The sequence below is a fragment of the Streptomyces sp. NPDC050704 genome, assembly GCF_040654355.1.
GTDB lineage: Bacteria > Actinomycetota > Actinomycetes > Streptomycetales > Streptomycetaceae > Streptomyces.
In genome coordinates this window covers 1-12,971 of sequence record NZ_JBFAHW010000010.1, presented here as the reverse complement: position 1 = coordinate 12,971, position 12,971 = coordinate 1, and the positions used below count along the sequence as shown (strand labels likewise).

The 12,971-nt window shown below is 71.0% G+C and carries 9 protein-coding genes, 1 tRNA gene and 1 other RNA gene; 5 read left to right on the top strand and 6 right to left on the bottom strand.

Features of this window, described 5'->3' with window-relative positions; all coding sequences use genetic code 11:
• Nucleotides 1-223: 223 nt before the first annotated feature.
• The 3 genes from AB0I18_RS07510 to AB0I18_RS07500 form a co-directional block, all read right to left on the bottom strand.
• A complete protein-coding gene (locus AB0I18_RS07510) occupies nucleotides 224-589 on the bottom strand; it encodes a hypothetical protein (RefSeq protein ID WP_363104438.1) in 366 nt (121 codons plus the stop codon).
• 76 nt (nucleotides 590-665) lie between these two features.
• The gene (locus AB0I18_RS07505; RefSeq protein WP_363104437.1) at nucleotides 666-1,670 is read right to left on the bottom strand and encodes a helix-turn-helix domain-containing protein; all 1,005 of its coding nucleotides are present in this window, start codon (nucleotides 1,668-1,670) and stop codon (nucleotides 666-668) included.
• A gap of 236 nt (nucleotides 1,671-1,906) precedes the next feature.
• On the bottom strand, nucleotides 1,907-2,428 hold the full coding sequence (locus AB0I18_RS07500; RefSeq protein WP_363104436.1) for a helix-turn-helix domain-containing protein: 522 nt from the start codon (nucleotides 2,426-2,428) through the stop codon (nucleotides 1,907-1,909).
• A gap of 99 nt (nucleotides 2,429-2,527) precedes the next feature.
• Here AB0I18_RS07500 and AB0I18_RS07495 point away from each other — a divergent pair, with 99 nt between their 5' ends.
• Entirely contained in the window at nucleotides 2,528-4,123 is a 1,596-nt protein-coding gene (locus AB0I18_RS07495; RefSeq protein ID WP_363104434.1) for an NAD(P)/FAD-dependent oxidoreductase, read from the top strand.
• A gap of 555 nt (nucleotides 4,124-4,678) precedes the next feature.
• Here the strand turns inward: AB0I18_RS07495 and AB0I18_RS07490 are convergent.
• The 3 genes from AB0I18_RS07490 to AB0I18_RS07480 form a co-directional block, all read right to left on the bottom strand.
• Nucleotides 4,679-5,101: a PIN domain nuclease gene (locus AB0I18_RS07490; protein WP_363104432.1), complete on the bottom strand. Its 423-nt coding sequence runs from the start codon at nucleotides 5,099-5,101 to the stop codon at nucleotides 4,679-4,681.
• Complete coding sequence (locus AB0I18_RS07485) at nucleotides 5,098-5,313, bottom strand: type II toxin-antitoxin system VapB family antitoxin (protein ID WP_363104431.1); 216 nt, start codon at nucleotides 5,311-5,313, stop codon at nucleotides 5,098-5,100. Before AB0I18_RS07485 ends, AB0I18_RS07490 begins: the two co-directional genes overlap by 4 nt.
• A gap of 816 nt (nucleotides 5,314-6,129) precedes the next feature.
• Nucleotides 6,130-6,217 (bottom strand) — tRNA-Ser (locus AB0I18_RS07480).
• A gap of 71 nt (nucleotides 6,218-6,288) precedes the next feature.
• Between AB0I18_RS07480 and ffs the strand changes: the two genes are divergently transcribed.
• The 4 genes from ffs to AB0I18_RS07460 all read left to right on the top strand — a co-directional run bounded on the left by ffs (nucleotide 6,289) and on the right by AB0I18_RS07460 (nucleotide 12,864).
• Nucleotides 6,289-6,387: signal recognition particle sRNA small type (gene ffs, locus AB0I18_RS07475), an RNA gene on the top strand.
• A gap of 94 nt (nucleotides 6,388-6,481) precedes the next feature.
• The gene (locus AB0I18_RS07470) at nucleotides 6,482-8,803 is read left to right on the top strand and encodes a DNA polymerase III subunit gamma and tau (protein WP_363104430.1); all 2,322 of its coding nucleotides are present in this window, start codon (nucleotides 6,482-6,484) and stop codon (nucleotides 8,801-8,803) included.
• Between the two features lie 582 nt (nucleotides 8,804-9,385).
• A complete protein-coding gene (gene purD / locus AB0I18_RS07465) occupies nucleotides 9,386-10,645 on the top strand; it encodes a phosphoribosylamine--glycine ligase (RefSeq protein WP_363104429.1) in 1,260 nt (419 codons plus the stop codon).
• Between the two features lie 326 nt (nucleotides 10,646-10,971).
• Nucleotides 10,972-12,864 (top strand): hypothetical protein, encoded by a 1,893-nt coding sequence (locus AB0I18_RS07460; protein WP_363104566.1) that lies wholly within the window; start codon nucleotides 10,972-10,974, stop codon nucleotides 12,862-12,864.
• Nucleotides 12,865-12,971: the final 107 nt, after the last annotated feature.

Here is a 12,971-nt window from a genome sequence, read left to right as displayed (position 1 = left end):
TGCACCCCGTATCAGTGGTGCCGAACAGGCTAGGCAACAAGACCGGCCGACATCACGTGTGACGTCGGCACACCACTGCACGGCCAGGCTGCCCGCCGTCGGCAACGAAGGCCGGTGGACCTGCAGCGCCGCCGGTTCCGGAGGATGGCATCGGCGCGCGAACTCCTCCGGAACCGGGCACTCACAGACTCACGAACCGCCCTCTCAGGTCAGGGCAATACGGCTAGGGCTGGATGAGGATCGAGTTGATCGGCGTGAGGTTCGCGTACTTGAGGTGGTCCGCCGGGAGAGCGGTTCCGCATCCCGTGCCGTTGCTGCCCGTGCACAACTTCACGGTCCAGCCGTCGGTCTGGTTGTTGTAGACCCAGTGGTACCCCAGCTGGTTGTAGAGCTTGTGGACTCCGCGGGCGTAGTAGATGTTGGTCGGCTTGCTGGTTTTTTCGCTCTGACCCTGCGGGTAGATGCACACGGCCCCGACCGGGCAGTCGCTCTGGGCCGCGGACGCCGACCCCGCACCCACGCCCAGCAGCCCGAATGCGAGAGCAATGGACCCGGCGCTGCCTACGAGTGTGCGCTTGAAGCGGTTCATCGGATTCCCTCCGTTGCGGTTTCCCTGCACCGGTAGGTTCGGGCCACGGGCACAGCCGGCGCACCACTCTTCGGCCTCAGCCAAATCGACCCCCGAGCAGGCGGAGCCCCAGCGGCGTCGCCGAGTGCAGTACGTGCTTGCCCGCCCGGCGGCTCGTCAGCAGGCCCGCTTCCCGCAACACCGCCAACTGCTGGCTCCCGCTGGGCAGGGAGACGCCCACCGCTGCCGCCAGTTCGGACGTCGTACCGCATTCGCGCGCGGCCGCCTCGTGGAGCAGCGCGGCTCTCGTGGGGCCCAGCAGCCCGGTGAGCGGCGCGGGGCCGGTGGCCGATGCCGGGACGACCGTCTTGTCGACCGGGTAGACCAGCACCGGCCGCATGGACACGTCGACGAGGGTGATCGGCCGCCGCCAGCAGAAGTACGAGGGCACGAGCAGCAGGCCCCGTCCCGCCAGGTGCAGGTCCCGTTCGACCGGGTAGTCCACTTCGAGGACCGGCGGCCGCCACACCGCCATCGGCCGGAACGTGTCCAGCAGGGCTCGCGTCCCACCGGTCACCAGGGCGCGGGATCGCCAGGCGACGTCCGCGCTCACGGCTGCGCCGATCCGGCTCCGCACCGGTTCCAGGAACGCGTCGTGGTAGCTGCGCAGCCAGCCTCCCAACTGCCGCAGCGCCGTCACGTCACCTCGTGCCAGCGCCGGACCCGCGAAGGGCTTCGTACCCGATGAGGCCAACAAGCCGAGTTCGTGGCGGAGTTGGCGTCGTGGCGTCAGCAGCACCCGGTCGATACCGTCCCGCAGGCTGACGCTCTCGCCCTCGACGGGCGGAGTCAGGAAGTCCGGGATGTACGCGGAGTGCGGCACCAGGCTGCGCAGCGCCACCGCGGCCCGGCGGGTCGGGCCATCGCGTCTCAGCCGTCCGCGGACCTCCCGCCGCCACGGATCGAAGACGGGGGCGCCCTCCTTCGTCTGCAGGCGGCAGAGGCTGCAGACGATCTCCCAGAGCGGATCGGGGCTCCGCGCGATCCTGATGTTCTCCAGGTCCTGGCCGGTGAAGTGGATCCGCAGCAAAATGTCCCCCACGGTCGGACTCCGAGGTTACGTAAGAGCACACTGGGACCCCCGCATACGCAAATGGTTGATGCGGGATAAACGAGGCGCCCCGCAGCGTGGGAGAGGGCGGCGAGGGATTCCCGGGCGAGAGGTTCGATCTCGCGGCCCCGCCGGCTCGTCCACTGCTCCTTGACCCGGCTCGGCGTGATATCTCCCCGCACCCCTACTCACCGCCGTGCGCCGGTCAATCAGTCGTCAGTCAGTCGTCAATCGGTCACGGACGCGGGCTTCGCCCCGGGGCCCGGGACCGCCGAGACCTGGCCGGGCGCGGTGATTTCGTGCCCGGAGGCGCAGGTCACCACCGTCCGGACCGGGCTACCGCAGTCGCGGTGGAGCAAGGAGACCGTGGCGGCGCCGGCCGGGACGATCCACTGCTCGGCCCAGTCGTTCAGGGCGATCAGGATGGGCACCAGGCTGCGGCCCTTGTCGGTGAGGCGGTACTCGTCGCGTCCGCGCGCACCGGGGGCGCGGTAGCGGGTCTTCTCCAGGATGCCGTCGGCGACGAGGTCCCTCAGGCGGGCGGACAGCACGCTCGGGCTGATGCCGCAGTGGCGCTCGAAGTCGTCGAAGCGGCGTGTGCCGTAGAAGGCCTCCCTGATGATCACGCCCGTGGTCCGCGGGCTCAGGGACTGCAGGGCGAGGTTGATCGAGTCGGGTTCGATGTCCCACGCGCCCCGCTGCCACCGTTCCAGGTGGCCCTCAGGCGCTGCTCCGGCTGCGTCGCTCACGTGTTCCTCTCCCGTGTGTTCCTCCCCTGTGTGTTGCTCGAGTCTATCCGCCATCCTATGCTGACTACTGTTTACCGAAGTCAGATGAAAAGGTGCCGCGTGAGTATCGGTGAGAGCTACCACCGCAGTACGGCCGGCCGGGCATGGGACGCGATCGTCGTCGGATCGGGGATCGGCGGTCTGACCGCGGCCGCCTTCCTGGCCCGGGCCGGACAACGGGTGCTCGTGCTGGAGAAGCACTCGACGGCGGGCGGCGCCACCCAGACGTTCCGACGCGCCGGATACGAATGGGACGCCGGGCTCCACTACATGGGCGACGTACACCGGCCCACCAGCGGCCTGCGCCGGATCTTCGACCACATCAGCGGCGGCAAGCTGGAGTGGGCTCCCATGCCGGACGTGTACAACCGGGTCTTCATCGGGGACCGGGAGTACGAGTACCGGTCCGGTGTACAGCGGTTCAAGGACCGGATGAAGGAGTACTTCCCCCTTGAGTCCGGGGCCATCGACCAGTACGTCGACATGGTCCACGCGGCGAACCGCGCGGCCCGCCCCTACCTGGCCCACCGCAGCCTCCCGCCCTCCGCGGCAGACGCCCTGTACGACGACCTGGCCGCACCCTTCCGCTCGTACGCGGACCGGACGGTCACCGAGGTACTCACCGACCTCACCGACGACGCGGAGCTGCGCGCGGTGCTCAGCGGCCACTACGGCGACTACTCCCTCGCCCCCGGCCGCGCCTCGTTCGGCATGCACGCCATGCTCATCCGCCACTACATCGACGGCGCGAACTTCCCCGTCGGAGGCTCCGCGCGACTTGCGGAGACGGCCACCGATGTCATCACCGCGGCCGGCGGAGCCGTCCTGATCTCCGCGGACGTCGCGACCGTCGAGCTGGACGCCAAGGGCTCGGCCCGCGGAGTCCTCATGGCGGACGGAAGGGGTTTCCGGGCGCCGTTGGTCATCAGCAACGCCGGTGCGCTCAACACCCTGACCCGGCTGCTGCCGGACCAGAGTCCCGCCCCCGCCCGGCTCGTCGACTCCCTGCGCGCCATCGGCCCTTCGCAGACGTACGCCATGCTCAACATCGGCATCCGGGAATCCGGCGACCGGCTCGACCTGGATCCGGCCAACATCTGGGCCCACGCCGGCCCCGACATCGACGGCGGGATAGCCGCGTTCGAGGCCGACCCCGAGCACCGCGCCATGCCGACGTACTTCCTCACCTTCCCGTCCGTGCGGGACCCGTCGTGGGAAAGCCGGTACCCGGGACGCACCACCATCGACATCGCGGGGCTGACCACCTGGTCGTTGTTCGAGCCCTACGCGGGAAGCGCGTGGATGCGCAGAGGTGCCGACTACGAGCAACTCAAGGACAGGCTGACCGAGGAACTACTGGGCCAGGTCTTCCGCTTCTGCCCTCAGTTGCAGGGCCGCATCGACCACACCGAGCTGGCGACGCCACTCAGCTACAACCACTTCCTCGGCAGGGAGAGGGGCGACTTCATGAGCCTCGCCCACACCCCGCAGCGGTTCGCCCTGCGTGACCTCGGCGCCCACACCCACGTCCCCGGCCTCCTCCTCACCGGCCAGGACGTGGCGTCGGCCGGCGTCAGCGGCGCCATCATGGGCGGCGTCGTCGCGGCCTCCGCCGCCCTGGAACGCGACGCACTGGGGGACCTCGCCACCGGGTGAGCTTCGGATGCTCCGGCCGACGAACACGCCGAAGGTCGCAAGATCCCCGCTCCGGCCATCACCTCGCCCGGGATCACCGGCCGGCCTGGAAAGCCGCGCCGAGAGGATCGCTCGGCGTAGAAGAACGTGTATCGAACGAGCGTCCTGGCCAAGTGCGGTGCCCGGTGGCAAGGATGCGCTGCCGCTGACCCGGATCACGGTGGCCAGGGCGAAGGGGTGTTCTCGCGGCACCAGCGGTACAGGAGAGACGCCCCCTGCGGGCGGAAGACCAAGCCCCGCGCCGGACGGCGGACGAGCGCGTCTTCTCCAGGTCGGAGACGCGCTCTGGGAGCCGTCGAACGGTGGGGCCCTTCGACATCGTGCCCAGTGAGGCACTGGCGGAGGATACGAGATTCGAACTCGTGAGGGGTTGCCCCCAACACGCTTCCCAAATGTTCGTCTGGGGGTTCTGGGGTGTACGGGAACGTCCTGACCTGCGGTGCAGCCGACCCGGGTGGGGCTTCTGAACGATGCTGTACGGCGGCGAACGCAACCAGCACTGCAACCACTGCTGACCTACTTGCCGTGTGTCGGGCCGTACCACTGGAGGGCTTGCCCGGTCACTGCGGCGATGCACTCGAAGTCGTGATCGCGATGGAGCAGGGTGAGTCCCTGCAGCTCAGCGGTCGCGGCGACGACCAGATCGACTGCTCCGGCACTTCGGTGTCTGCCCTGCTTGGTGAGGGCTTCCTGGACCTGCCAGGCGCGGTCGTAGGCGCGGTCGTCGACGGGAACCCAGCCGAAGATCAGCCGCATGTCCTCGATGCCGTGCGCCCGATCGGCGGCCGACCGTGCGCTGTAGAAGAACTCGAGTTCGGTGACAGGGCAGGTCGCGATCAGTCCAGCTGTGGCGGCCTGGTCCCAGCCGTACTGCTCCGCGTCCCCGCGCATGAACCGCGCGAGTGCGCTGGTGTCGATCAGGAACTGGGCCGCGTTCACCGGCGGTAGTTCTCCTTGGTCTCGAACAGCTCCAGATCAAATGCGCCGTCGCCCGCCGTGGCCCGCAGCCGGGCGAGAGCCAGGGCACGACGTCGGCTCTCCAACACCTCGCGAAGAGCGGTGTTGACGGTCTCCTTCTTGGTGCTCGTCCCGAGGGCTTTCGCCACATCCGCGACCAGGTCGTCGTCCAGGTCGATGACCGTCCGGCTCATGTGCGCCTCCCTGATATCAAATGTGGAGTCAAGTATATCTCGTGAGGTGCCTTACGGGGTGCCATCGGGCGCCCGACCTGGCCACGAGGCCCGGGCACCAAGCACCGCCGGAGCAACCTCGCGCCAAAGGTCCTGACGCTCCACCGGAACCGGCTGCGGTCCTGCTTCCGCTTTTCCAGTCGGCACCGGTACTCGGTGTCGAGGCTGACCCATAGCCGACCTTCGACGATGACGTCGCACTTGCTGAGGCACTGCTCGTGCCGGAACTTGTGGCTGCCGCGGTTGCTGAGCGCGGGCAGGTGACGCAGAGCGCCGGCGATGCAGTCGAGCGCCGCGTCGTGGTCCTGGCGCATGTGCTGATCTGAGGTCAGGCGGTACTTGAAGACGTGGGTGGGGGTAGTCGCGCATGGCTTCTTCGGTGCGGCTTCGCGACAGGTCGCCTTGGCCGTCGAAGGGGAGAGGCGGAGTGGAGGTCGTTGAGGCAGATCCACTACATGCCGGGTTCGTTGAGGACAGCTCAGACGTCGTTGAGACGTTCGATGGTGTGTTCGGTGGTGATGATGCGGCTGTCAGCGGCGGATGAAGCGCAGGGCGACGAAGAGCAGATCCTGGCGCTGGTGGTGCAGACCGGCGGTGAGCGCCGGCAGGGAGGCGTCGACGGCTTGTCCAGATCGACGGCTCACCCGCCGCGGCTGCGAAGGCACCGGGAAGTACGGCGCTGCTGAAGACGACCGGATCATGGTGGAGGCCGGCGGAACCGTCGAAGGGCCCCACCGCGAGCGGTGGGGCCCTTCGACATCGTGCCCGGTGAGGCACTGGCGGAGGATACGAGATTCGAACTCGTGAGGGGTTGCCCCCAACACGCTTTCCAAGCGTGCGCCCTAGGCCACTAGGCGAATCCTCCGCCGCAAACAATACAAGACGTTGAGGAGTGCTCGCGAACTCGTTCCTCCCGCTCAGATCCTGTAGCCTGTGCGCAGCCCCTCACGTGGCGCTATCTGACTGAACTCCCCCAGGGCCGGAAGGCAGCAAGGGTAGGTTGGCTCTGGCGGGTGCGTGGGGGGCGCTTGCGTTTGCGGGGCGTCGGGGGGCGGTCCTGCGGTGGGGTGGCGAAGGAAGGCCCGGCGGGCGGTCCTCGTTGTCAGTGGGCGCCTATAACCTCGTATGCGTGTCGTCTCTCGCGCTGTACCGCCGTTATCGCCCGGAGTCGTTCGCCGAGGTCATCGGGCAGGAGCATGTCACCGACCCGTTGCAGCAGGCGCTGCGGAACAACCGGGTCAATCACGCGTACCTGTTCAGCGGTCCGCGTGGCTGCGGGAAGACCACCAGCGCGCGAATCCTGGCGCGGTGTCTGAACTGCGAGCAGGGACCGACGCCGACCCCTTGCGGCGAGTGCCAGTCGTGCCGCGACCTGGCGAGGAACGGGCCGGGGTCGATCGACGTCATCGAGATCGACGCCGCCTCGCACGGTGGTGTGGACGATGCCCGTGACCTGCGCGAGAAGGCCTTCTTCGGGCCCGCCTCCAGCCGGTACAAGATCTACATCATCGACGAGGCCCACATGGTCACGTCGGCGGGCTTCAACGCACTGCTGAAGGTCGTCGAAGAGCCGCCGGAGCACCTCAAGTTCATCTTCGCCACCACCGAGCCCGAGAAGGTCATCGGGACCATCCGGTCGAGGACGCACCACTACCCGTTCCGGCTCGTGCCCCCGGGGACCCTGAGGGAGTACCTGGCCGAGGTGTGCGGCCGCGAGGGCACCCCCGTCGCGGACGGCGTTCTGCCGCTCGTCGTACGAGCCGGCGCGGGGTCCGTACGTGACTCCATGTCCGTCATGGATCAGCTGCTGGCGGCGACCGGTGAGGAGGGCGTGACGTATGCCATGGCCACCTCGCTGCTCGGCTACACCGACGGGTCGCTGCTCGACTCGGTGGTCGAGGCCTTCGCCGCGGGTGACGGTGCCGCGGCCTTCGAGGTCGTCGACCGGATCATCGAGGGCGGCAACGATCCCCGGCGCTTCGTCGCCGACCTGCTGGAGCGGTTGCGGGACCTCGTGATTCTGGCGGCGGTGCCCGACGCCGGTGAGAAGGGGCTCATCGACGCCCCCTCCGATGTCGTGGAGCGGATGCAGGCCCAGGCCGGCGTGTTCGGCGCGGCCGAGCTGAGCCGCGCCGCCGACCTCGTCAACGAGGGGCTCACCGAGATGCGGGGCGCCACCTCGCCCCGGCTCCAGCTGGAGCTGATCTGCGCGCGCGTGCTGCTGCCCGCGGCGTACGGCGACGAGCGTTCCGTCATGGCCCGGCTCGACCGCATCGAGCGAGGCGTGAACTTCGCGGGTGCGGCGGCCGGACCCGCCATGGGATACGCACCCGGGCCCGAAGCCCACACCGGGACGCAGGGCGCCGGCCAGGCACCCCCCGCCTCGGTCCCGCCCGTCCAGCCGGGCAACGGACCCGCTGCGGCTCGGGCCGCGGTACGGGGAGCAGGGGCCCCCGGCACCGACCCGGGCCCCGGCCCGGCCCAACCCCCGCCCACAGCCATGCCGGCGCCGCCCCCCACCACTCCCGCTCCTGTTCAAGCCCAGGCCCAGGCCCAGGCCCCCCAGCAGCCACCCGCTCCTGCCCAGTCCCAGACTCCGGCCACTCCTCCCGCATCGGCCCCGCCGACGGCCCCCGCGGCCGGGGCCGCCCCCGGCGCCTGGCCCACCGCCACAGCCGCGGGCAGCGGCCGCCGCCCCGGCGGATGGCCGACCGCGACCCCGGCGGGCGGCGGCCAGACCCAGCCTCCGACGGCACCCGGTTCACCGACCCCCTCCGCACCGGCGCCCACTCCCGCCCCCGCCTCCCCTCCTCCGGCCAATGCCGCGCCCGCCCCCGCCCCCCTCTCCGCCCCGCCGAGCGGTGGGCCCGACCCCCGCATGCTGTGGCCGAACATCCTGGAGGCGGTGAAGAACCGCCGCCGCTTCACCTGGATCCTGCTCAGCCAGAACGCGCAGGTGACCGGCTTCGACGGCACGACCCTCCAGATCGGCTTCGTCAACGCGGGCGCGCGGGACAACTTCGCGAGCAGCGGCAGCGAGGAAGTACTGCGGCAGGCACTGTCCGAGCAGTTCAACGTGCAGTGGAAGGTCGAGGCGATCGTCGACGCGTCGGGTGGCGGTTCGGCACCGCCGCCCACGACCGGCTTCGGGGGCGGTTACGGCACGGGGGGCGCCGCCGCTCCGCCCGCCCCGCGCCCCGCCCCGCAGCAACCCGCGGCTCCGGCCCCCCGGTCCACTGCCACCACCCCTCAGAACGGTCCCGCGCCCACCTCCTCCCAGGCCCCCTCACCCCCACCCCGCCCCGCAGCTCCCGAACCGCCCCCGATCTCCCCCGAGGACGACACCCCGGAGGACGACGACCCCGACCTCGACGAGTCAGCACTCTCGGGCCACGAACTGATCGTCCGCGAACTGGGAGCAACGGTGCTGGAGGAGTTCTCAAACGAGTAGCGAAGCTGCCGCACCCCATGCGAGGTCCCCCCATGCGAGGTCCCCCCTTGCGAGGTGCCCTCGAGCGCCCCGACACGCGGCAGCCCACACGCCGGGCCCCCTCCGTACGCCACCCCACAACCGAACCCCCCCACCACCCGCACCCGCGGTCCGGCGCGAGGGGCCGTGTCGGGATGTCCGATCGCCGCGGCAAGCTGCCCCCACCCAACGACCCGAGAGCGGCGATCGGATGTCCCGTCGCGGCCCCGCCCCACCCACAAACCGACAGGCGCGCTTTAAAGGGGCGCGAGGAACGGCGCGCTCAACCCCCACAAACCCGCACCCACCCACCACCCGCAGCCGCACCTTCAAGGGGCGCGAGGAACGGCGCGCTCAACCCCCACCGAACCCGCACCCACCCACAAACCGGCAGGCGCACTTTTAAGGGGCGCGAGGAACTGCGCGACCAGCCCCCACCGAACCCGCACTGAACAACGGCCCAGCCCCCACCGAACGCGCACCCGACAACGGCTCAACCCCGGAGACCCCCGCACCCAACAGCCGCCCAACCACCAAAGGCACCCCCAAGCTAGGCTGACCCCCGTGAACGTCCTCGTCATCGGCAGCGGTGCCCGCGAACACGCCCTGTGCCGCTCCCTCTCCCTCGACCCCGACGTCACCGCGCTGCACTGTGCCCCAGGCAACGCGGGAATCGCGGAGGTCGCCGAGCTGCACCAGGTCGACGCCCTCGACGGCAAGGCGGTGGCCGCCATGGCCACGGACCTCGGCGCCGAGCTGGTGATCGTCGGCCCGGAGGCCCCCCTCGTCGCCGGCGTTGCCGACGCCGTCCGCGAAGCGGGCATCCCGGTGTTCGGCCCGTCGAAGGAGGCCGCCGAGCTGGAGGGCTCCAAGGCCTTCGCCAAGGAAGTCATGGCGGCAGCGGGCGTACCCACCTCCCGCTCATACGTCTGCACGACCCCCGCCGAGGTCGAAGAGGCACTCGACGCCTTCGGTGCCCCGTACGTGGTGAAGGACGACGGCCTCGCCGCAGGCAAGGGCGTCGTCGTCACCGGCGACCTCGAAGCGGCGCGGGCCCACGCCAACGCCTGCGACCGCGTGGTCATCGAGGAGTTCCTCGACGGCCCCGAGGTCTCCCTCTTCGCGATCACCGACGGCGTGACGGTCGTCCCGCTGCAGCCCGCCCAGGACTTCAAGCGGGCGCTCGACGGCGACGAGGGCCCGAACACCGGCGGCATGGGCGCGTACTCGCCCCTCCCGTGGGCGGACCCGAAGCTGGTCGAGGAGGTCATGCAGACCGTCCTCCAGCCGACCGTCGACGAGATGCGCCGCCGCGGCACCCCCTTCTCCGGCCTCCTCTACGCCGGTCTCGCGATCACCTCGCGCGGCGTACGGGTCATCGAGTTCAACGCCCGCTTCGGCGACCCCGAGACCCAGGTCGTCCTCGCCCGCCTGAAGACCCCCCTCTCCGGCCTCCTCCTCGCGGCGGCGGACGGCACCCTCGCCCACCTCGAACCGCTCCGCTGGAGCGACGACGCGGCCGTCACGGTGGTCATCGCCTCGCACAACTACCCCGGCACCCCGCGCACCGGAGACCCCATCGAGGGTCTCGACAAGGTGGCCGAGAAGGACGCCCCGCACACGTACGTCCTGCACGCGGGCACCAGGCGGGACGGCGACGCGATCGTCAGCGCGGGCGGCCGCGTACTCTCCGTCACGGCCAGCGGTACGGATCTCACCCAGGCCCGCGCACGCGCCTACACGGCCGTCAACCGCATCCGCCTCGACGGCTCCCAGCACCGTACGGACATCGCGGCCAAGGTCGCGGAGGCAGCCCAGGCGTAACCCTCGGTTACGCCACGCCACCTGCGCCATCGTCCACCACGCGGCACCCTCGGGCCCCGAATCCAGCACAGGATTCGGGGCCTTTTCGTCAGCCAGCTCTCCCCAAAGCCATTCCATCGAGTGACCGATCCCCCATCCGGCTGACGACGGCCGGGGCCCCAACTAGGGTGCGGCGCAAGCGTTCCGGCACTTGGCCCACCGGCATTGCGATGTCAGTCATGGGTGCCACAGTGGGGGAGTGAGCAACGCCATGGACGTCTGCCGGCGGTGGCTGGGTATGCACGCGCCGGGCGGGCAATAAGGGGGTGGCACCGGTCGTGTCAGGTATGGGTGTGGAGGTGGGCGCGCAGTCCGCGCGCTCCCGGGCTCTCGCCGTGCTGCGCATCCGCAGCAGGGCGCTGGCCGTCGCCCTGCTGCCCGCGGCCGTCGCCGTCGTGCTGCTCGTCGGCGGATCCACGGGCCAGATCGACGGCGGGAGCTGGGATCTCGTACGCAGATTCGTGACCGGTTTCGCCCTGCTCGTCCTCGTCTTCGCGGCCGCCATCGCCCTGGTGGTGGCCCGCGCCCGGCCCGCGCTGAGCCCGACGGTCCCGATCGCCGAGGAGTCGGCACCGGACCTGTACCGCATGGTGCGGGACCTGGCCGACCGCCTGGAGGTGCCCGCGCCCTCCGCGATAGCGCTCACCCCGGACTGTGACAGCTGGCTGGAGGACCGCACCCATCCGGCCCACGGCCCGCCCCGGACGGAGTCCCGCGACGAGATAGAGGGCGTACAGGGCGTACGGGGCCTGCGACCGGCCCACCGTCGTACGCCCGCCGCGCCCGTCCTCGTCATCGGCTCGCCCTTCCTGTGGTGGATGCGGGTCGGCGAACTGCGCGCGGTTCTCGCCCCGGTCGTCGCCGGTACGGGGCCCTCCGCGCACCCCGACATAGCCGCGGCCCGGCGTTTCGTACGGGGGCTCGACGCGGCGGTGGCGGTGACGTCGGCGCCCACCCGCGGTCGCCCGGTCCGCACGGTGCTCGGAGCCGTCGGCTGGGTCGCGCGACTCCTGCTGCGCAGCTGCCGGGGGCATGCGGCGGAGATGGAGCGGGGAGTGGCCGCCGCGGCGGCGGAGCGTGCACAGGCTGTGGACTACGGCCTGCGGATCGTCGCCCAGGAGCAGGTCGGGCTGGCGTACGCGGGCTGGGACCGGCTCCTCACCCGGGTCGCGCTGCCCGCGTGGCGGATGGGCCGGTGGCCGTCGCGCCTCGACGCGGGTGTCGTCGCGGCCCTCACGGAACTCTCCCGCCGCGACCGCCTCGCCGAGGGCTTCGCCTCCCGGCTCGGCGAGCGTCCCGCCTGCGACCTCCTGGAGGAGCCCGGCGCGGTCGACGAAGCGGCCTCCCTGCTGGCGGCCCGCCTCTTCCACGGCGGGCCGGCCGAGTCCGGGCCCGACTGGGCTCCGGTCGACTGGGACGAGTATCCGGACGAGGTCGTCGACCGGAAGTGGCGTACGGACGCGGCCCGGCTCCATCGGGTGCTGGACGCGCTGGGCGTGAGCCGTTCCTCCGGTTCCGGCCGGGAGGACTCGGACCGGGTCGGGCCGACGCTGGCCCGGGTACTGGATCACCTGACGGGACCGGGGGACCACGGGAGCGCCGAACCGGCGGACCGGGAGGACGAGGAAGCCCGGGAAGCTTCGACCGCGAACGATGACCCCGCTGCCGCTGCCGCTGCCGTCACGGCTGATGCTGCGGCCGCCGATGCCGCCCTGGTCATGGCTGGGGCCGAGGTCGAGTACGAGGAAGACGGTGGGCGCGAGACCGAGCGGAGTGCGGCGTTGGCGGCCGGGCTCAGTGCGGAGCTGGCGCGCGAGGAGGCCGCGGTGCCGGCCGAGCCGTCGACGCCGCCGCCCGGGTCCGCCGGTCAGGGTGGTCCCGACACCGCTCTCTGGGACGACGGCACGTTGCCGCTCTTCCCTCTGCAACCGCCGCGCACCGGACGCGAGTTGCTGGCCGACCATGTGACGGCGATGGTCTGCTGTGCGGCGATGGACACGGCGGGCGCGACTCCGGGGCTCGACTGGCTCGACGGCCCGTCCCTCCTGATCGACGGCGAACGCTCCGTCGACCTGGGCCCGCGAGTACTGAGCCTCATCGAGGACGGCGACCCCACCCCCCTCCGAGCCTGGCTCCGCCACCTGGGCATACGCCCCGAAAAGCCAGTACGCCTCGTCTGACACGGGCTCCCTTCGCCCCCGCCGCCCCTACCCGTCCCATCCCTGGGGGCTGCGCCCCCAGACCCCCGCCTATCGGCCTGAACGGCCTCGTCCTCAAACGCCGGACG